Genomic DNA, 19740 nt, shown 5'->3' with positions numbered 1-19740 from the left:
CTAATTTGCAACGATGCAGCAAAAAACTTAACTTAAAGATACATATTCAAGTTGTGATAAAGTTTGACTACACCTAGTATTTATCAAGAATTTCAAGAATAGTCTGAATGGGGTAGGGAATGGCGAAAACGAATAATAAACCAACGGCTGGTCTGCTCTCAAACGCCTTTGGAGTGGCTAAAAAGCTCAGTTCTACAGGGGTGTCTATTATCAATCATGTTGCACCCGAATCTGTAACTAAGGTCATTCAGCCACAAAAGAATGGTCAAACCTTGGAAGGTCAGTCACGTCAGATGAGCGTATTTGATGTGAAAAAATATGATAATCCGCAGCAAATTCTGCGTGAACACGTTCCAAATGTTTCTAGACAATTATTCGGTCGACATTTTAATACCGTAAATAATGTAGCTAATTTTGTTGCCCCTCAATTTAGCGACAAGATTTCTGACTATCTTTTTGATCGATTGAATCATTTTAGTTCGGATATTTCATCTGTAGATGCAGTGCTTGATGAAGCTGGCGTACGTGATTTAGAAGAGTTGACACAAGATGTCGATCGTTCACGCCGCATTAGTCAGGCCTTAGGCGAGCAAAATAAATGGATTGCTTCAATTCAAGGGGCTTTAACAGGTGCGACAGGTGTTATCGGTTCAAGTATTGATATCCCTGCTTCACTGATTATGACTTTACGAGTGATTTATCAAGTTGGACGTTCTTATGGTTTCGACTTAAGTAAAGAAAGTGATCAAGATATCGTTCAGTTTATTTTTAAACAGGTCGACCTGAGTTTAATTGCAGAAAAACAAACTTTGCTTATGGCGATTAAAGCCCTGAGTAGCACACTGCAAAATAGTGATTTGCATCAGTTGCAGCAATTGGTGGGTTCAGACACCGATGCAGCTGCATTGAAGAAATATGTACTGGATGAAAATGGTCAGTTCAAGTGGGCATGGCTCAATCAAATGCCAAAAGTTTCACTGTTAAACCAGCTATCACGGTTATCTCCTGTGGCGAGTGCTGGTGTAAGTGTGGTGTATAGTCGCCGTTTGGTGGATGAAGTGAATCAGAAGGCACAGCAAGTCTTTTCTAATGCTCGCCAATATATTTTGCAACATCAAGATATCACCTTGTCGCCTTTGCATGCCTATGAGCGCTCTCTTGAGTTGCTTGCTCAAGCAACACCTAAATTACTAGAAGGTATTAAGGCGAAAGATATCGATTTGGCTGAACCAGTATTGGATCAGACCATAGATGTTGCAGGTCACGAGAGTATCCGCGCAGTAAAAGTCACTAAAAAAGCACAAGCTAAAACCGCTGATGCAGCCGAAGTGGCGGTAGCGCAGGAACAAAAAGTCTCAGAAGGTTTGGAGGTACTCGCAGAAAAAGTTGTTGAGCCTCATGCACCCGTGGCTGCGCAAAAACCTGCTTTAGCTGAAACGGATGAGTTTGATGTGTTGGAAGCTGTACAGGATGATGATGTCCCTGTGGCGAAAGCTGCACCCAAAGCTAAGCCGCGTAAAGCCAAAACAGCAGCCGTAGATAAAGTTACAAAAAAATCAGCAGATTCTTCTGAAAAATAAACTATTTATTTGTGGGTGAAAATTTGCGCAACTCACGATGAATAAATGTTTTCGATGATCGTATATTGTTGACCAATTTTAAGTCTTCGCTTACAATTGCATGCCCTCAAAAAGTAGTATTTTTTGGGGCTTTTTATTAACGGGAGAATTGCCAAATGGCAACAACAAATCAGTTGATCCGTAAGGGTCGTACAACTTTAGTTGAAAAATCTAAAGTTCCTGCGTTGAAGGCTTGTCCACAACGTCGTGGTGTTTGTACACGTGTTTACACAACTACACCTAAAAAACCTAACTCAGCAATGCGTAAAGTTTGCCGTGTTCGCTTAACTTCAGGTTTCGAAGTTTCTAGCTACATCGGTGGTGAAGGCCATAACCTACAAGAGCACAGTGTTGTTCTTATCCGTGGTGGTCGTGTTAAAGATTTACCGGGTGTACGTTACCATACCGTTCGTGGTTCTTTAGACTGTGCTGGTGTTAAAGATCGTAACCAGTCTCGTTCTAAATACGGTGCTAAACGTCCTAAGAAATAATCTGAAAAGATTAACTTCTTAGTTCGTTGGAACTGCAATCCTTTATCGTCTCGCTTGTCTGATTTCTGCATTTTTTGTGAAAATTCCAAGCGACGTATAGTAAGGCCAGCGAAAGCACATGACACTTTGTGCACCTGCTGGAGTAACCTGAAGTGTCATATTTATTAGGTGTATTAAAATGCCAAGACGTCGCGTAGTTGCTGCCCGTGAAATCCTTCCGGATCCTAAGTTCAGCAGCCAAACAATCGCTAAATTCATGAACCACGTAATGCAAGATGGTAAAAAATCTATTGCTGAAAGTATCGTTTACGGTGCTTTAGACCGCGTTCAAGAAAAATCTAAAGTAGACCCAGTTGAATTTTTCGAGACTACTCTTGAAAAAGTTCGTCCTATGGTCGAAGTAAAAGCACGCCGTGTTGGTGGTGCTACATACCAAGTGCCTATGGAAGTACGCCCATCCCGTCGTACTGCCTTGGCTATGCGTTGGTTAGTAGATGCTGCTGCTAAGCGTTCTGAAAAAACTATGGCTTTACGTCTTGCTGGTGAGTTGCTTGATGCAGCTGAAGGTAAAGGCGCAGCGATCAAAAAACGTGAAGATGTGCATCGTATGGCTGAAGCCAACAAAGCCTTCTCTCATTACCGTTTCTAAGCGGATAAAACAGCCCCTATTCAGGAGGGTGACAAATCAGTTGTCACTGTTTTGTCATCGAATCGCTTTAAGTTGCTATGCAGCTTAAAGCGTCCTGTTTTAAACAACAAAATTTAGGAATGCTAGAAATCATGGCTCGTCAAACCCCAATTTCTCGTTATCGTAACATTGGTATCTCTGCGCACATTGATGCTGGTAAAACTACCACTTCAGAACGTATTTTGTTCTACACAGGTGAGAGTCACAAACTTGGTGAAACTCACGAAGGTTCTGCAACTACAGACTGGATGGAACAAGAGCAAGAACGTGGTATTACTATTACCTCAGCGGCAGTAACATGCTTCTGGAAAGGGATGGGTAACCAATTCGAACAGCACCGTATTAACGTAATTGATACCCCAGGACACGTAGACTTCACTATTGAAGTTGAACGTTCTATGCGTGTTCTTGACGGTGCATGCATGGTTTACTGTGCTGTAGGTGGTGTACAACCTCAGTCTGAAACTGTATGGCGTCAAGCAAATAAATATAAAGTTCCACGTATTGCATTCGTGAACAAAATGGACCGTACTGGTGCGAACTTCTTCCGTGCTGTTGAACAAGTTAAAACACGTCTTGGCGGTAATCCAGTGCCAATCGTTGTTCCAATCGGTGCAGAAGAAAACTTCCAGGGTGTTGTTGACCTAATCGAAATGAAAGCGATTATCTGGGACGAAGCGTCTCAAGGTATGAAGTTTGAATATGGCGAAATCCCTGCTGAATTAGTTGAACTAGCTAACGAATGGCGTACTAACATGGTTGAAGCTGCTGCGGAAGCATCAGAAGAACTCATGGACAAGTACCTTGAAGAAGGTGAGTTAACTAAAGAAGAAATCGTTTCAGGTTTACGTGCACGTACATTGTTGAATGAAATTCAACCAATGCTATGTGGTTCAGCGTTCAAAAACAAAGGTGTTCAACGTATGTTGGATGCTGTAATTGAATTCTTACCTGCGCCGACTGATGTCGAGGCGATTAAAGGTATCCTTGACGACAAAGACGAAACTGAAGGTTCTCGTGAAGCGTCTGACGATGCTCCGTTCTCTGCGCTTGCGTTCAAAATCATGAACGACAAATTTGTAGGTAACTTAACATTCGTACGTGTTTACTCTGGTGTGCTTAAAGCAGGTAGCCCTTGCTATAACCCAGTTAAAATGAAGCGCGAACGTGTTGGCCGTATCGTACAGATGCACGCAAATGACCGTCACGATATTGAAGAAATTCGTGCGGGTGATATCGCAGCATGTGTAGGTCTTAAAGATACTACGACTGGTGATACATTATGTGATGAAAACAATGTAATTACACTAGAGCGTATGGAATTCCCAGAGCCAGTAATTGCGCTTGCGGTTGAGCCTAAAACTAAAGCTGACCAAGAAAAAATGTCTGTTGCTTTAGGTCGTTTGGCGAAAGAAGACCCTTCATTCCGCGTACGTACTGACGAAGAATCTGGTCAAACAATTATTGCTGGTATGGGTGAGCTTCACCTTGACATTATTGTTGACCGTATGAAGCGTGAATTCAACGTTGAAGCGAACATTGGTAAACCAATGGTAGCTTACCGTGAAACGATCAAAAAATCAGTTGAACAAGAAGGTAAGTTCGTACGTCAAACTGGTGGTAAAGGTAAGTTTGGTCACGTATACGTACGTTTAGAACCACTTGCTGAAGATGCTGGCAAAGATTACGAGTTCGCTGAAGAAGTTGTAGGTGGTGTAGTACCTAAAGAATTCTTCGGTGCGGTTGACAAAGGTATCCAAGAACGTATGAAGAATGGTGTCCTAGCTGGTTATCCAGTTGTTGGCATCAAAGCGACATTGTTCGATGGTTCTTACCATGACGTCGACTCTGACGAATTATCGTTCAAAATGGCTGGTTCTTACGCATTCCGTGACGGTTTCATGAAAGCAGATCCTATCTTGCTTGAACCTATCATGAAAGTTGAAGTAGAAACTCCAGAAGACTACATGGGCGATATCATGGGTGACTTAAACCGTCGTCGTGGTCTTGTTCAAGGTATGGACGATTTACCTGGTGGTACTAAAGCTATCCGTGCAGAAGTTCCACTTTCTGAGATGTTTGGTTACGCAACTCATATGCGTTCTATGTCTCAAGGTCGTGCAACTTATTCTATGGAATTCGCTAAATACGCTGAAACACCACGTAACGTGGCTGAAGGCATCATCGCTAAGTTCCAATCTGGCGGTAAAAAAGGTGACGACGAGTAATCTTTCGATTACTATAAGCCCAAACTAATTCATAGTTAAAAACCAAATGCTCATGCAGTATCCCTGCATGAGTAGTTTAAAAAGGAAGATCTCATGGCTAAGGCTAAGTTCGAACGTAATAAGCCACACGTTAACGTGGGTACAATTGGTCACGTCGACCACGGTAAAACTACTTTAACAGCTGCAATTGCAACTGTATGTGCAAAAAAATTCGGTGGTGAAGCGAAAGATTACGCTGCAATCGACTCTGCACCAGAAGAAAAAGCACGTGGTATTACAATTAATACTTCACACGTAGAATACGATTCTCCAATCCGTCACTACGCTCACGTAGACTGCCCAGGTCACGCCGATTATGTTAAAAACATGATTACTGGTGCTGCGCAAATGGATGGTGCGATCCTTGTATGTGCTGCGACTGATGGTCCAATGCCACAAACTCGTGAACACATCCTTCTTTCTCGTCAGGTAGGTGTACCTTACATCGTTGTATTCCTAAACAAATGCGACCTTGTTGACGACGAAGAGCTTCTTGAATTAGTAGAAATGGAAGTTCGTGAACTTCTTTCTACTTATGACTTCCCAGGCGACGACACTCCAGTAATCCGTGGTTCTGCTCTTGCAGCGCTTAATGGTGAAGCTGGTCAATACGGCGAAGATGCTGTAGTTGCTCTTGTTGAAGCTCTTGACTCTTACATCCCAGAACCAGAACGTGCTATCGACCAAGCATTCCTTATGCCAATCGAAGACGTATTCTCAATTTCAGGTCGTGGTACAGTAGTAACTGGCCGTGTTGAAACTGGTATCGTGAAAGTAGGCGAAGAAGTTGAAATCGTTGGTATTAAAGATACAGTTAAAACAACTGTAACTGGCGTAGAAATGTTCCGTAAACTTCTTGACGAAGGTCGTGCGGGCGAGAACTGTGGTGTTCTTCTACGTGGTACTAAACGTGAAGATGTTCAACGTGGTCAAGTACTTGCTAAACCAGGTACAATCAAACCGCATACTAAATTCGACGCAGAAGTATACGTACTTTCTAAAGACGAAGGTGGCCGTCATACTCCATTCCTTAACGGTTACCGTCCACAGTTCTACTTCCGTACAACTGACGTAACTGGTGCGATCGCGCTTAAAGAAGGCGTAGAAATGGTTATGCCTGGTGACAACGTAGAAATGTCAGTAGAATTAATCCACCCAATCGCAATGGACGCTGGCTTACGCTTCGCGATCCGTGAAGGTGGTCGTACAGTTGGTGCGGGTGTAGTTTCTAAAGTAACTGCATAATCACTAAATGTGTGTAAAAAAGCGCCTCTTTGAGGCGCTTTTTTTTATGCTTATTCAATGTGATAGGGAAATTGTCTGACAATATTTTTTTAAAGCTGTCCTTTAGTGATAATTCACTGTCCTTAACTGAAATAATAACAATTAAATAAAACCGTAATATGAACTCAAGAAAACCAATAAAAAGTTTGAGTATTTAATAACTCAAAAAGGAGTTAGGCATGAACGCTAAAGTAAAGATTACTAATCGAGCAGGTGCAAGTTTCCCTGTACGTCGCATGAATTTTGAATTTGATGCAGTACCAGAGTATTGGATGAACGGCTCAGCTGGTTTGACACATTTTATGACCGCATTATCTGCTTTATTTCCAGCTGGTGAAATGTTCTTTATTGATAGTGTGCGTGCCGTACGTAAACACCCAGCAATCGCAAATAATGAAGCCCTGCAAAAAGAAATTAGTGCTTTTATTGGTCAGGAAGCCATGCATACGCAAGAGCATGAAGGCTTCAATGCTTCTGCACAAAAATACGGTCATGATGTCGAAACGCTTGATAAGGCAACGGGTCGAGTTATCCAAGGCGTGCGCAAAGTCTTTGCACGTATTGGTAAACCTGTTGGTATCACTCAAGAAATGGTGGATCTAACCGCAACTACGGCACTTGAGCATTTCACTGCAACCATCGCTTCACAGTTATTGGTTAACCCACATATTCAAGCCTTAATGACAGATGAAACCATGAAAAATATGTGGTTGTGGCATGCGATTGAAGAAAATGAACATAAAGCCGTGGCTTATGATGTTTTTGAAGGTGTCTTTGGTCAGGGAATTAAGGCCTACGCACTCCGTACAGGTTCATTGATTGGCGCAATGGTGACTTTATTCTTCGTACAAAGCTACTTTGTTGCTCGTTTATTAAAAGAAGATAACAAGCTTAATTTTGAAGCATTAAAAGATATTTATACCTATGGTTATAGCCCTTCAAAAGGCATCATCACTGGTATGGGTAAAGAAATGCTGATGTATTTTAAACCAGGTTTTCACCCGAATGATTTAGATACTTCAGGTTTGTTAAAAACGTGGAAAGCATATTTGGGTCTCTAATCACAGCGCTGTGGTGACTTTTTGAGAAGGGCGATGTAAATCGCTCTTTTTTTTATTCAACTTTAGAAGCAAACTTTTTATAATGCGCATACCCTAGCTATAGAAAGATAAACGAAGATGATTCGTTTGATGCAAGACGCTGATGTACAGCAGGTTTACGATATCGAGCGCCGCGTACAAAGCCATCCTTGGACCTTAAAACAATTTCAAGAATCGATTGCTGCCTATCAAAGTACGGTGATTGAGCGACAAGGAAAAGTTGTTGGATTTTGCATTTTACAACCCGTTTTAGATGAAGCAAATTTATTGTTAATGGCGATCGATCCGAGCCAGCAAGGCAAAGGATTAGGTTTTCAATTACTCGATGAATCTATAGCCTTACTCAAAAATAATCCCATTCAAATCTTCTTGGAAGTTCGTGAAGGTAATCAACCTGCAATCCGTTTATATGAAAAAGCTGATTTTCACCAAATCGATTTGCGAAAGAATTATTATCCAAATGCCGATGGAACTCGTGAGCACGCCATTATTATGGTGAAGGCTTGTAGTGATGATTTTGCAGCTTTATTTAAATAAAAGCGGTGAAGCGTAATCAGATTTAAAGTAAGCATTCGTGAATAAACGGATGCTTTTTTATTGAATATCTTTTGTTTGATCCCGTTTATTTAATAATAGGATTGTTCCAACCGGAAGGTAGGGTGGTCATCAGGGAATCCCCCAGTTGGCTGATTTCTTCTTGAGTCAGTGGTCGGTTGAGTCGACGCCATTGTCCATCAAGCAGAAGTTCCAGTGGAATGTACTGAGATTTATAATTCATTTTTTGCGAATCTGGCACCCAATAGCCCAAGTAGACATATTGCAGTCCAAGCTTTTGTGCGTGCTCGATTTGTTTCAGAATGGCAAAAGTACCTAGTGAGCGACGGCTTTCATCAGGATCAAAAAAGGTATATACCGCTGAAATACCATCATCGAGTGGATCACAGGTAGATACACTGATCAGTTGCTCATCCAACCATAGCTCTAAAAAGAAGCTGTCAGTGCAGCTATTAATTAAAAATTTTTCAAATTGATCTTGGCTAGGTGGGTACATATCACCATCAGCATGCCGCTCATTAATGTAGCGTTCGTACAGCGCATAATGCTTTGCATCGGCATCTTGAGGGCGGCTAATTTTCACCGTTAAATCTTGATTCCGTTTCCACGCTTTTTTTTGCACGCTGTTCATTTGAAATTCATGAACAGGAACGCGAGAGGACAAACATTGGCGACAAAGATGACATTCAGGGCGATAGACAAAATCACCACTACGACGAAAACCCATGCGGGAAAGTTCAGATAATGTGACCACATCAATACGATGGACCGGGTCCAAAAAGACCATTCGAGCAGATTTATTTTCTAAGTAGCTACAATCATGCGGAGGCGTGATGTAGTACTGTAATTCGTTCAACAGGGACTTTGGTTGATAGGAATTCATCGTAATATCCCTCTTTTATTGTCATGCGCGCTGAGACTCGCCCATTGCGCTATTGTTTTACTTGAAAATACACTGTCCTGATACTTTTTCCAATCGATTGATGGTTGTTTAACAACATCTTGTAACGAATTAAGGTATTGTTGGCGAGAAAGTGTACTCGCACCTAAACTTAAGAGATGATCGTTGACTAATTGGCAATCAATCCATGGCAACTGATTCTCTTCCCCAATAAGCATTAAGGTGTAAAATGCCATTTTAGAGACATCTGTTCGTGTACTGAACATAGACTCACCAAAGCAGCCATGGCCAATATTGACGCCATAGAGGCCTCCGACAACAGTCTCATTTTCCCAAACTTCAATGCTATAAGCATAGCCTGCTTCAAATAGCGCAGAATATCCCTGAATGATATCTTCTGAAATCCATGTTTCATTGGCATAACTACGTGGCAGTGAACATGAGAGAATCACAGTTTCAAACGCACGATTAATGGTGATCTTATAGTCCATTTTTTTCATTGTGCGTAATAAGGATTTGCTCGGACGATAGTCCTGCGGTCGAATAATGCAGCGGGGTTCAGGACACCACCAACAAATCGGATCACCTTCACTAAACCACGGGAAAAGACCATGGCTATAGGCTTCAAACAATGTGGAAGGAGAGAGGTCAGCACCGATGCAAATTAAGCCTTCACCTTCGGGATCGCATTCAACAGGATCGGGGAAAGTAAATTCAGAAGGAGGGAGTATCGGCATGCCAAGCTTCTTATTGAGGTATACGGATTTTTATCATACATAAAAAAGCCGACCATCAGGTCGACTAATTTTTAAAACTATTTAGCTAAGCAAATGACTTAAGCAAAAGATTATTCGCCGAGTGCATCAAGGTATTTTTCAGCATCGAGTGCAGCCATACAGCCTGAACCTGCAGAAGTAATCGCTTGACGGTAGATACTATCGGCAATATCACCCGCAGCAAATACGCCTGGAATAGACGTTTGTGTTGCGTTGCCTGCGGTGCCACTTTGAACTTGGATGTAGCCATCACGTAAGTTCAATTGACCTTCAAAAATACCGCTATTTGGTTTGTGACCAATCGCCACGAACATACCAGTGACATCAACGTTTTGAGTTGAATCATCTTGCGTAGATTTAATACGTACAGAAGTCACACCGGTGTTATCGCCAATAACTTCATCCACTTGGTGATTCCAGATAATACTGATTTTACCTTCTTTTTCTTTTGCAAAAAGATGATCTTGAAGGATTTTCTCTGAACGTAAAGTGTCACGACGGTGTACAAGAGTGACATGAGAAGCAATGTTTGAAAGATACAGCGCTTCTTCCACAGCAGTATTACCACCGCCGACAACCATGACTTTTTGATTTTTATAAAAGAAGCCATCACATGTTGCACATGCGCTTACGCCTTGACCCATGAAAGCAGCTTCTGATTCAAGACCTAAATATTGTGCAGTTGCACCTGTACAAATAATCAATGCATCACAAGTAAACTCTTCCATATCGCCTTTAAGCACGAACGGACGAACATTGAGGTCCACTTCGTTGATATGGTCATACACAATTTCTGTACCAAAACGTTCAGCATGAGCTTGCATTTGTTCCATTAGGGCAGGGCCTGTTAAACCTTCTGCACCACCTGGCCAGTTGTCTACTTCTGTCGTTGTAGTCAATTGACCGCCTAATTGAATACCTGCGATGAGTGTCGGTTTCAGGTTCGCACGGGCAGCGTATACCGCAGCGCTATAACCTGCAGGACCAGAACCTAAAATAATTAGACGTGAGTGACGAGCGCTCATCCGTAGAATCCTTTTTTTATATGATAATTTGTGGAATTATACGTCAAAGTTTGAAACGATTGTGTGAGATTAAAGTCGATATTATTGATCATCGAAATCGTTTTGAGCTATATAGAATAAAGTTAACAACTATACTTAAATTATCTTGCATCTTTTTTATTGAACAGGTGCATAATAACAGGTTTAGATTCAGCCCATTTTTGTTGTGGGTAATGACAAAAACATTCATGAAGAATTGGTTACAGGAACGTATATGACAGCGGTGTCGGGTGCATATGCACAGCGCTTAATAATGACTTTATTCCTTGTTTCATTTGGGATATATCTGTTCCTTGCAACAGTCACATATACGCCATTTGATCCGGGATGGATGCATTTATCCAGTGATACTCAGCAAGTTTCAAATGCCAGCGGCGTCGCAGGTGCATGGATCGCTGATTTACTCTATGGATTTTTAGGTTGGGCAAGTCTGCTGATACCTGTCTATTTATTTCTCGAAGCAATTCAAGTGTGGTGGCCACGTAGTTTTTTAAACCGTCCATTTCGTTATGCCGCTCAGTTCTTTATTTTACTGGCAACTTCAAGTTTACTTTTCCTATTTTGGAATGTCCCTGAAGATACTTTAGAAAATGCATCGGGCGGGATTATTGGTTATGAACTGGGTCAAAGTCTTGAACAAATTTTAACGGTCTATGGTGCAGCAATATTTCTTATTGCATTTTGGATCATGTTGTTCACTTTGGCCTTTGGCATCAAGTGGAATAAGACATGGGCAACCATGAAATCGACACCAGCTTATCTGCAAGATTTGTTCTATCGCAATGTGCCTGAAGGCGACACCGCATTTGACCGTACAGTACCAACGACTAAAAAAGAGAGTGCTGCTGCGCATGCATCAAAAGTGGTTGCACCAGTTACACCCGCCCATGAGCATCATGCTGTAGAGGTTGACCCTGTAGTACGCGATCGTGTTGCTGAGCGTTTATTTGATGATATTGCTGATAAAGAATGGGCAGAAAAAGAAGGCAATGTACAGCATTTATCTACGGTAGATTCGATGGAGACTGCTACACCATCCGATGATGATTTTGAACATACTTTGGCGAAAGTGCGTCAGTTTGAGCAAGATCAACAACGTGTTGTTGCGACAGGAGAGGTTTGGCGTGCCTTGCATTCAAATGATGACCAAAGGCATAAACAAGATATTGATGCTTTACTCAAAGCTGCGGAAGAAGAGCAGCCTGCCAATCAAACTGAATATTTCAACAAAACAGCAGATGTGCATTCGAATTCTCCGACAGAAGCGGTGCAACCTGCTAAAAAATCAGTGGATTGGGATGATGATGAAATCTTCGATGAGCTGTTAGCGGCTGTCCCGAATAGTAAAACAGCGACGGATGTGCATAGCCCATTTAATACAGCGCAAAATGAAAGTCCAACAACGCATTCAAATGAATTTGCTACAGGTGCTGCTGCCACAGTTGCAGGTTTAGGTGTAGCTGCTGCACAGATTACACCGCTGACCACACCGAAAAATATCAGTGCTGAAACCGAATTTAATGATCTTGATGATTTGCTGGTTGAAGAAGCAGAGCGAGCGATAGAACAGGCGCAGCCGGTTCGTACAACCAGTAGTTACGCGCAATCTACGCCTTTGGTTCGTGCTGAAATCAATACGCAGCCGCAGACTTTTGTATCTGATGATGAAAAAGCCTTAATCAGCTCGAATAAAGATGCTTTCCGTGAAGTGTGGCAAGAAACGGCGGGCAAACCTGAAGACATCGATTTAGATCTCGAAGATGATTTTGACTTTGATGCTCCTTTAACCGATGCCTCTGGTCGTCCAATGTCACGTGCGATGCAAGTGGCACAAAAACGCTTGGATTTACCGACTTTGCCGGGCTTGGAAATCTTAGATCCGGTTGATCCGAACAAGAAAGTCAATTTCACTGCAGAGCAATTGTCTCGCTTGTCTGAACTTTTAGAAATTAAACTGCAAGAGTTTAATGTCAAAGCCAAAGTTGTAGAGGCACAGCCGGGACCAGTCGTAACACGTTTTGAACTTGATTTAGCACCTGGTGTGAAAGCGTCGAAAGTGACCAATATTTCACGTGACTTGGCACGTTCGATGTCTATGGCCTCTGTACGTGTGGTGGAAGTCATTCCGGGTAAACCGTATATCGGGATTGAAGTCCCAAATAGTTCACGTGAAATGGTTCGTCTTATTGAGCTGTTAGAAACTCCTGCTTACCGTGATCCAAATGCCTTACTTAGTATGGCGATGGGTAAAGATATTTCAGGTAATCCTGTCTTGGCCGATTTGGCGAAAGCGCCGCATATGTTGGTGGCAGGTACTACGGGTTCTGGTAAGTCAGTCGCAGTCAATGCCATGTTGTTGTCGATGTTGTTGAAATACACACCTGAGCAACTGCGTCTCATTATGATTGACCCGAAACAGTTGGAACTTGCCAACTATAACGATATTCCACATTTGTTAACGCCTGTTGTAACTGACATGAAAGATGCGGTGAGTGCATTGAACTGGTGTGTGAATGAAATGGAGCGTCGTTATAAGCTGATGTCTTTGATGAAAGTACGTAAGCTGACTGACTTTAACCGCAAAATTGAAGAAGCAATGGCTAATGGTGAAGATCTCATTGATCCAACTTGGAAGCCAGATGACTCAGCAACGCAAAGTCGTGCGCCACGTTTACAGCCTATGCCGTTGATCGTAATTGTTGCCGACGAATTTGCCGACATGATCATGCAAGTGGGTAAAAAAGCTGAAGAAATGATTACCCGTCTTGCACAAAAATCACGTGCAGCAGGGATTCATTTGCTGTTGGCGACTCAGCGTCCAACCGTAGATGTAGTGACAGGTTTGATCAAAGCCAATATTCCAACGCGTGCTGCGCTACGTGTGAACAGTAAACTGGATTCACGTACTATCTTAGACGCTGGTGGTGCGGAAGACTTACTGGGCCATGGTGATATGTTATTCCTCGGACCGGGGAAAATTGAACCTGAACGGGTACATGGCGCGTTTATTTCAGACGATGAAGTGAACCGTATTTGTGATGCATGGCGTGAGCGCGGTGAACCGAATTATGTCGATGAAATCCTCACGCCTTATGATGAAGAGCCGACATCTCGCGGTTTTGAAGATGGTGATGGTGGATCAGACCGTGATGCGCTGTATGATCAATGTGTTAGTTTCGTTTTGGAAACACGTAAAGCATCGACCTCATCTTTACAGCGTAAATTCAGTCTCGGCTATAACCGTGCAGCACGGATTATTGATCAGATGGAAGAAAATGGCATCGTCAGTGGGATGGGGCCAAATGGCAAACGAGATATCTTGGTCTAAGTCCTAAAACAAAAAACCTGCTTCGGCAGGTTTTTTTTTATTTTTAGATTGAGAACTCATCTTGGTAGAACATGGACTGGGCCAATTCGATAAAGGCTTTGCAGGCAGGGCTCATGAGTTTTTGATTTTTTACGGCGAGTCCAATTTGCCGTTGGGTATTTGGAAAGAGTGGACGTTTGACCACATGTGGATGCAATGTCAACAGCTCAGCAGGCATCGCCATATCTGCAACGATAGCAATCCCTTCCTGTAAATTTACCATATTTAAAATGGTTAACAGTTGCGACATTTGATAGGTGATTTTAGGTTGTATGTGGTGTTGTTTAAGCAGTTTTTCGACATGGGACTGGCTGCCCGCACGGGTCATAATAAAGGGGTAATTTTGCAGGTCTTGGATATTTAAATGACTGTGTTTGGAAACTGAATAACTATCTGGAATCAAGGCAATGAAAATGTCTTGAATTAAGGGGAAGGTGAACAGCTGCGGCTTAGGGAGTACGGCAAAACCCACATCAATCTGACGTTCAGAAATCCAACGAGACACTTCTGCATCGGTACCTTCTTCGACATAGATCTCAATGTGCGGATAGCGCTCTCTATATGCCTTTAATAGCTCTGGAAGCAGATGAATCGAACTAGAAGAACCAAAAGAGCCAATTCTCAACGTTCCTTGTTGAATACCATGTGCGGCATGCACTTCTTGTTGCATGATTTGTGCCGTATTGATGATTTCTTTGGCATGCAGTAATAACTGCTGACCAATATGAGTCAGGCTAATTTCGCCTTGTTCACGGCTAAATAAGCTGACATTCCAATGTTGCTCTAAACACTTTAGGGTATGAGAGACAGCTGACTGAGTAATTCCCAGCTGTCGAGCAGCGAGAGTAAGGCTTTGTTGTTCTGCGACTTTAATAAAAATTTCAAGCTGAGAAAATGTCATTGCCATGAGTAATTACTCATTTTGTTATGAGTCTAGATGAGGATTATATTGTGCTACATAAATGGTTAAAGATGAAATAGCTACTTTATTTCAAGGCGTACAGCATGAATATCGTCGTCGCATTGTTTCCCCTCGTTGCATTAATCGCGATGGGCTATGTGCTTAAATATACACAGTTTGTTCAGAATGAATTTTGGGCAAATTCAGAAAAACTCAATTACTACGTTTTATTTCCTGTGCTGCTATTTTTGAATGTATCAGCCGTGCAATTGGATATGAACACTGTTTCACGAATGTTGACAGTACTGGTTGCGGGCACCTGCTTGATCAGCATCGTGTTGTGGGGGATCAAGCAGTTTATGCATATCCCCGTGCAGCGTTTTGGCGTGTATATCCAAAGTCATATTCGTTTTAATACCTATATTGGTTTGTCGCTCATGGGTGCTTTATTTGGCTCCACAGGCATGCAGATGTTTGCCATGTTAATTGCCGTTGCCGTCCCCTTAGTGAATATTATTTCAGTCTTGGCGTTTTCAAATTTAAGTGTGAAGCAATTGGGGCAGACCTGTCAGTCCATCGCAAAAAATCCCTTAATTTTAGGCTGTGTTGCAGGGGTATTGTTTAATTTATCAGGCTTGAGTCTGTTTGAAGGCTTACCTGAACTATTAAAAATCTTGGCAGCCATGAGTTTACCGCTCGGACTACTTTCTGTTGGGGCAGCATTACAGTTTCAGCAAATGCGCGCCGATCTACGTCGTTTAAGTTTAAATACGATAGGGCGTCTCATGTTAATGCCATGTATTGCTTATCTATTGAGTACGTGGATGGGTTTGACTGATTTTGAGCGGATGATTTTAGTGGTCTTTTTTGCTTTGCCGACAGCATCATCGTCTTATATTTTGACACGCTATTATCAAGGTGATTCACAACTGATGGCGGCGATTATTAGTGTACAAACCATTGGTTTTGGCTTGATGTTCCCATTGCTCATGTTGATCGTGCATTAATCATGCTGAAATACAATAACGCTGATTTTAAATCAGATAAAAAAAGCCCGCATGATGCGAGCTTTTTTGGGTACTCGAAATTAAGCAAATTTTGCCAATACTTCGAGGAAACCTGCGCTCTGACGTGGGTATTGAGCAATCACGTCATGAATACGCTGACCTTCAGGATTAGTTGCGTTCACATCACGGCCATCGGCAACGAATTGAGTCAAAAGACGCTCATAGTCATTTGGACGCATATGTTTGAAAGCATGGTAAAGCACGTGAAAGTCGCCATTCACTCCTTCAGGAGGAAGCTGAGTAAGGTAGGCAAATACACGCTCATCTGACCATTCTTCGTTGAATGTTGCTGGCTGAGATAATGCCATCGCAATCTCCTTGCTGGTTTAAAATACAAAAAGGCAAAAATGAGTACGCAAGTAAAATGGTTTTATTCGCCATCTCTAAGTTAAGCGACTCATTTTATGGTTGGATCAAAAGTTATTTTTTTTATCCCGTTTACTCGAAGCAAAGCTTTTGATCTAACACAGGAATAAAACTAATCCAACCCACTCGAAGCAAAGCTTCTCGTCTTGCGGCTGGGTAAAGCAGCGCTTTACTGATCCAGCCTCACATTTTGCCTTGATTCAATTTACTTGGCTAATCAGAATTCAGATTAACGTTCTTCAGGCAAATTGATATTCATTTCAAGCATTTCAATATTCGCTTCAGAACGAACAGACATTTGAATGTGTTGCTCATCTACACCACGAACATAGCGGTTTACCACTTGCATGATTTCTTTTTTCATCATGTCAATCTTGTCTTGGCTAAGACGTTTACCTAAACCATTTTCAGATGCCACGATGACTTTTAAACGGTCTTTTGCCGTTTGTGCGCTTGACGGTTTCTCGTCGCTGCTAAAAAGTTTGCTCCAGAATCCTGCCATGATTACGCTCCAAATAGACGTGCTAACCAGCCCTTAGGTTTTACCGTAATGTGACGGTAAGGGCGCTCTTCACCAAGGAAACGTGCAACAAGGTCATCATACGCTTGGCCAGCCGCTTCTTCTGTAAACAGAATCACTGGTTTACCTTCGTTCGATGCTTGTAGAACGCTTTTACATTCAGGAATAACACCTAAAGTCGGTACGCGTAAAATATCTTTTGAAATGTCATCAATCGTCAACATCTCTTGCTTATCCGCACGTTCTGGATTGAAACGTGTAATACAGAGATGCTTACGGATACGACCTTCGTTTTGTTCTACTTTTTTGGTTTTGCTGTCAAGCATACCAATAATACGGTCAGAGTCACGTACCGAAGAAATTTCTGGGTTCGTTACAATGATCGCTTCATCAGCATGATACATTGCTAAAATTGCACCACGTTCGATACCCGCAGGTGAATCACAAATAATGTAATCAAACTCTTGAGAAAGTTCGTCCATTACACGTGCTACACCTTCATCTGTTAACGCGTCTTTATCACGTGTTTGAGATGCTGGTAAAATGTAGAGATTTTCAATATCTTTATCGCGAATAAGCGCTTGTTGTAATCGAGCTTCGTTATTCAATACGTTTACAAAGTCATATACAACGCGGCGTTCACAGCCCATGATCAAGTCTAGGTTACGTAAACCCACATCAAAGTCGATCACAACAGTTTTGTGGCCGCGAAGGGCTAAACCTGTTGCAAAAGATGCGCTTGTAGTTGTTTTACCTACGCCACCTTTACCTGATGTTACGACAACAATTTTCGCCACCGAATCCACTCCTGTTATGGTTTAAATCCCCTTTTTTAATTAGGGGTTTGGTGATTATTTATACATTAAAATTGCAAAGCTTCAAATACTAGCTCTTGCTGGTCATTCAAATAAATATGTACTGGCTGTTTGACCACATGAGGTGGAATGTCATCAGCGACACAGTAAGTCCCTGCAATTGAAACCAATTCAGCTTCTAATGAATGGCAGAAAATACGTGCAGCCGTGTTCCCACCAGCTCCGGCAATGACTCTACCACGAGCACTACCATAAATATGTATATTTCCTGAAGCAATTACTTCTGAACCGCTATTAATACCAGCATTAATAATGATATCGCCATGGTCTTGGACTAAACATTGACCTGTACGTAAGATTTCATTGTGATACGACGTAGCATGACGAATGGTCGGTACTTCGACTGCAGCAATTTTATCTTCGGTTTTTTCTTCTGCAGGTGCGGGTTCTTCAACCACTTGTTCGCGTGTCGGTTTAACTTGTTGTAGTTTGCGATCCGCAGGAACTACGGGAAATTGGATAGCACGTGCTTGGTCCGATAGCGGACCTTCAGTGACACCAATCGGTTGAATTTCAATACTAATAAGTAGTTGAATCAGTGCAATTAGTTCTTGATCAACCGTACTTTCAATCACGGCTAATGTTCCGGGTGGAAAAGCCTTTTGGAACATTGGAGTAAGTTGCTGGCGGATCGCATCATGATCATTGGTATCGAGGTGAATGCGAATCGCATTGACCATTTTGCCTTTTATCCGTATATCAGCCATATTGAATCCTTGAGACTTCTAACTATTACTTTTGTGCCGAAGTAGTTATGTTGTAAATAGAGCAAATCCTAGAACAATTTGCATGAATACTCTAGCGGAGTTCGCAATTATTTTTGACTAAGTGTTTATTCTGTAGCTTGGTCCTGTTCCTGCATAATCTGCTGCCACTGTTTTACTTTCACTTGCTTACGAATAGCCTCTAGACTTTCAAAAACCGCAGAGCGAACCAACTCATCCAGCTGGACATTATTTTCGATTTCAATACGGCTAACACGCTGTGAAATGTCTAAATATAGATTGGGTTTTTGAGCCGTAGATGTATTGGGATAAGCCAATGGGGAAATTAAACCTTGGGTAATATTTTCACCCAAACGTTGCCCGATACTTTGAATCTGCTGTTCAATGCGGCTGCCAACGATTGGCACTAAGCGCAATAGCTGCGTGAGCTCGGGGGTATCTTCAATGGCCTGACTGACGATTTGTCCGACATTTTTGGCGATCAATTCACGTTCAGTACGTAGCTCTTTGCTTAAATTTTCTTGCAAAATCTCAGCTAAAACTTGGGTGAACATCTCACGGTGATGCTGCACAAGATTACTAATTAGGTCTTTATGGGTTGTACTGGTATTGAGCTCATGCTTAACACCATCTAACACGGTAAGTACCACACGATCTGACAGTTCTTCCATCACGACTCGATAGTAGAACAATGCCTTTTTCTGCCATGCAGAAGGCACGATTTGATAGCCCATTTCATACAGTCGATAAGCAATAATGCCCGCACGAAATAAACGCAGGAAACGTAAATGCGGCACAATAGCTAAAATTTCGTACCAATGTATAAACGGGAAGAAGAACCAGCGCTGATGGTGCTTGTTGATGATGGCAATCGCCCAGCGCACCAACAATTCTACAATCAAAAAGATAATGAACCACGCTTCGGTAGTAATCACCCATGGATGTAAATGTTCACGGTAAAAACTCAGCACATCGGGCAGGTGGATACTGTTAAAGAACCAACTGCCAAGATTGCTCATGAGGAAAAAGTTCATGCACAGGCAGAACAAGTTAAAAACAATAATAAACACCATGAATATGTCATAAATCAAAAACAGTTTGAATGACCAACTGTTTGGATTGACATGATGATATTTAGATTTCTTGTTTTGCGGCATGCTGTTCTGCGACATAA

The 19740-nt window shown here is 42.0% G+C and carries 18 protein-coding genes; 9 read left to right on the top strand and 9 right to left on the bottom strand.

The window, feature by feature from the left end:
* Nucleotides 1-119: 119 nt before the first annotated feature.
* From FTU38_RS06545 to rimI, 7 genes are all read left to right on the top strand, one after another.
* Nucleotides 120-1580, top strand: a complete 1461-nt coding sequence (locus FTU38_RS06545; RefSeq protein WP_180110811.1) for an EcsC family protein — start codon at nucleotides 120-122, stop codon at nucleotides 1578-1580.
* Nucleotides 1581-1735: 155 nt separating this feature from the next.
* Entirely contained in the window at nucleotides 1736-2110 is a 375-nt protein-coding gene (gene rpsL / locus FTU38_RS06540) for a 30S ribosomal protein S12 (RefSeq protein WP_000246374.1), read from the top strand.
* Nucleotides 2111-2288: 178 nt separating this feature from the next.
* A complete protein-coding gene (rpsG, locus tag FTU38_RS06535; protein ID WP_005011815.1) occupies nucleotides 2289-2759 on the top strand; it encodes a 30S ribosomal protein S7 in 471 nt (156 codons plus the stop codon).
* A 131-nt stretch (nucleotides 2760-2890) separates the two neighbouring features.
* Nucleotides 2891-5026, top strand: coding sequence for an elongation factor G (gene fusA, locus FTU38_RS06530; RefSeq protein WP_180004228.1), 2136 nt, complete (start codon nucleotides 2891-2893; stop codon nucleotides 5024-5026).
* A 93-nt stretch (nucleotides 5027-5119) separates the two neighbouring features.
* On the top strand, nucleotides 5120-6310 hold the full coding sequence (gene tuf / locus FTU38_RS06525; RefSeq protein WP_180002848.1) for an elongation factor Tu: 1191 nt from the start codon (nucleotides 5120-5122) through the stop codon (nucleotides 6308-6310).
* Between the two features lie 218 nt (nucleotides 6311-6528).
* Nucleotides 6529-7410 carry a metal-dependent hydrolase gene (locus FTU38_RS06520; RefSeq protein WP_180063871.1) on the top strand — a complete coding sequence of 294 codons (882 nt, stop codon included), beginning with the start codon at nucleotides 6529-6531 and terminating at the stop codon, nucleotides 7408-7410.
* A gap of 117 nt (nucleotides 7411-7527) precedes the next feature.
* The gene (gene rimI, locus FTU38_RS06515; RefSeq protein ID WP_180008207.1) at nucleotides 7528-7986 is read left to right on the top strand and encodes a ribosomal protein S18-alanine N-acetyltransferase; all 459 of its coding nucleotides are present in this window, start codon (nucleotides 7528-7530) and stop codon (nucleotides 7984-7986) included.
* An 85-nt stretch (nucleotides 7987-8071) separates the two neighbouring features.
* Here the strand turns inward: rimI and FTU38_RS06510 are convergent, their stop codons facing one another.
* The 3 genes from FTU38_RS06510 to trxB form a co-directional block, all read right to left on the bottom strand.
* Nucleotides 8072-8887, bottom strand: coding sequence for an arginyltransferase (locus tag FTU38_RS06510; RefSeq protein ID WP_078190044.1), 816 nt, complete (start codon nucleotides 8885-8887; stop codon nucleotides 8072-8074).
* On the bottom strand, nucleotides 8884-9642 hold the full coding sequence (gene aat / locus FTU38_RS06505; RefSeq protein ID WP_180110810.1) for a leucyl/phenylalanyl-tRNA--protein transferase: 759 nt from the start codon (nucleotides 9640-9642) through the stop codon (nucleotides 8884-8886). The genes FTU38_RS06510 and aat overlap by 4 nt, the downstream gene beginning before the upstream one ends.
* 110 nt (nucleotides 9643-9752) lie before the next feature.
* Complete coding sequence (gene trxB / locus FTU38_RS06500; RefSeq protein ID WP_180024006.1) at nucleotides 9753-10706, bottom strand: thioredoxin-disulfide reductase; 954 nt, start codon at nucleotides 10704-10706, stop codon at nucleotides 9753-9755.
* A gap of 253 nt (nucleotides 10707-10959) precedes the next feature.
* Here trxB and FTU38_RS06495 point away from each other — a divergent pair, with 253 nt between their 5' ends.
* The gene (locus FTU38_RS06495; RefSeq protein ID WP_180073193.1) at nucleotides 10960-14073 is read left to right on the top strand and encodes a DNA translocase FtsK 4TM domain-containing protein; all 3114 of its coding nucleotides are present in this window, start codon (nucleotides 10960-10962) and stop codon (nucleotides 14071-14073) included.
* Between the two features lie 43 nt (nucleotides 14074-14116).
* Here the strand turns inward: FTU38_RS06495 and FTU38_RS06490 are convergent, their stop codons facing one another.
* On the bottom strand, nucleotides 14117-15013 hold the full coding sequence (locus FTU38_RS06490) for a LysR family transcriptional regulator (RefSeq protein ID WP_180110825.1): 897 nt from the start codon (nucleotides 15011-15013) through the stop codon (nucleotides 14117-14119).
* A 104-nt stretch (nucleotides 15014-15117) separates the two neighbouring features.
* On the opposite strand from FTU38_RS06490, the gene FTU38_RS06485 reads away from it, so the two are divergent.
* Nucleotides 15118-16020 (top strand): AEC family transporter, encoded by a 903-nt coding sequence (locus FTU38_RS06485; protein WP_180110809.1) that lies wholly within the window; start codon nucleotides 15118-15120, stop codon nucleotides 16018-16020.
* 80 nt (nucleotides 16021-16100) lie between these two features.
* Here FTU38_RS06485 and FTU38_RS06480 read toward each other — a convergent pair whose 3' ends face one another.
* From FTU38_RS06480 to FTU38_RS06460, 5 genes are all read right to left on the bottom strand, one after another.
* Nucleotides 16101-16388, bottom strand: coding sequence for a PA4642 family protein (locus FTU38_RS06480; RefSeq protein WP_067766167.1), 288 nt, complete (start codon nucleotides 16386-16388; stop codon nucleotides 16101-16103).
* A gap of 287 nt (nucleotides 16389-16675) precedes the next feature.
* The gene (gene minE / locus FTU38_RS06475; RefSeq protein ID WP_078190039.1) at nucleotides 16676-16948 is read right to left on the bottom strand and encodes a cell division topological specificity factor MinE; all 273 of its coding nucleotides are present in this window, start codon (nucleotides 16946-16948) and stop codon (nucleotides 16676-16678) included.
* Nucleotides 16949-16950: 2 nt separating this feature from the next.
* Nucleotides 16951-17763 carry a septum site-determining protein MinD gene (gene minD, locus FTU38_RS06470; protein ID WP_067670152.1) on the bottom strand — a complete coding sequence of 271 codons (813 nt, stop codon included), beginning with the start codon at nucleotides 17761-17763 and terminating at the stop codon, nucleotides 16951-16953.
* A 65-nt stretch (nucleotides 17764-17828) separates the two neighbouring features.
* Nucleotides 17829-18548 carry a septum site-determining protein MinC gene (gene minC / locus FTU38_RS06465; RefSeq protein WP_078193110.1) on the bottom strand — a complete coding sequence of 240 codons (720 nt, stop codon included), beginning with the start codon at nucleotides 18546-18548 and terminating at the stop codon, nucleotides 17829-17831.
* Nucleotides 18549-18673: 125 nt separating this feature from the next.
* The gene (locus tag FTU38_RS06460; RefSeq protein WP_373683471.1) at nucleotides 18674-19738 is read right to left on the bottom strand and encodes a preprotein translocase subunit SecA; all 1065 of its coding nucleotides are present in this window, start codon (nucleotides 19736-19738) and stop codon (nucleotides 18674-18676) included.
* Nucleotides 19739-19740: the final 2 nt, after the last annotated feature.

The sequence above is a fragment of the Acinetobacter sp. YH12098 genome (assembly GCF_013419235.1).
In the GTDB taxonomy this organism is placed as follows: Bacteria; Pseudomonadota; Gammaproteobacteria; order Pseudomonadales; family Moraxellaceae; genus Acinetobacter; species Acinetobacter amyesii.
This window is presented reverse-complemented; position numbering and strand designations above follow the sequence as displayed.

Coding starts and splice junctions, on each gene's coding strand:
- FTU38_RS06545 (WP_180110811.1), top strand. CDS start 120: ATGGCGAAAACGAATAATAAACCAACGGCTGGTCTGCTCTCAAACGCC.
- rpsL (WP_000246374.1), top strand. CDS start 1,736: ATGGCAACAACAAATCAGTTGATCCGTAAGGGTCGTACAACTTTAGTT.
- rpsG (WP_005011815.1), top strand. CDS start 2,289: ATGCCAAGACGTCGCGTAGTTGCTGCCCGTGAAATCCTTCCGGATCCT.
- fusA (WP_180004228.1), top strand. CDS start 2,891: ATGGCTCGTCAAACCCCAATTTCTCGTTATCGTAACATTGGTATCTCT.
- tuf (WP_180002848.1), top strand. CDS start 5,120: ATGGCTAAGGCTAAGTTCGAACGTAATAAGCCACACGTTAACGTGGGT.
- FTU38_RS06520 (WP_180063871.1), top strand. CDS start 6,529: ATGAACGCTAAAGTAAAGATTACTAATCGAGCAGGTGCAAGTTTCCCT.
- rimI (WP_180008207.1), top strand. CDS start 7,528: ATGATTCGTTTGATGCAAGACGCTGATGTACAGCAGGTTTACGATATC.
- FTU38_RS06510 (WP_078190044.1), bottom strand. CDS start 8,887: ATGAATTCCTATCAACCAAAGTCCCTGTTGAACGAATTACAGTACTAC.
- aat (WP_180110810.1), bottom strand. CDS start 9,642: ATGCCGATACTCCCTCCTTCTGAATTTACTTTCCCCGATCCTGTTGAA.
- trxB (WP_180024006.1), bottom strand. CDS start 10,706: ATGAGCGCTCGTCACTCACGTCTAATTATTTTAGGTTCTGGTCCTGCA.
- FTU38_RS06495 (WP_180073193.1), top strand. CDS start 10,960: ATGACAGCGGTGTCGGGTGCATATGCACAGCGCTTAATAATGACTTTA.
- FTU38_RS06490 (WP_180110825.1), bottom strand. CDS start 15,013: ATGACATTTTCTCAGCTTGAAATTTTTATTAAAGTCGCAGAACAACAA.
- FTU38_RS06485 (WP_180110809.1), top strand. CDS start 15,118: ATGAATATCGTCGTCGCATTGTTTCCCCTCGTTGCATTAATCGCGATG.
- FTU38_RS06480 (WP_067766167.1), bottom strand. CDS start 16,388: ATGGCATTATCTCAGCCAGCAACATTCAACGAAGAATGGTCAGATGAG.
- minE (WP_078190039.1), bottom strand. CDS start 16,948: ATGGCAGGATTCTGGAGCAAACTTTTTAGCAGCGACGAGAAACCGTCA.
- minC (WP_078193110.1), bottom strand. CDS start 18,548: ATGGCTGATATACGGATAAAAGGCAAAATGGTCAATGCGATTCGCATT.
- FTU38_RS06460 (WP_373683471.1), bottom strand. CDS start 19,738: ATGTCGCAGAACAGCATGCCGCAAAACAAGAAATCTAAATATCATCAT.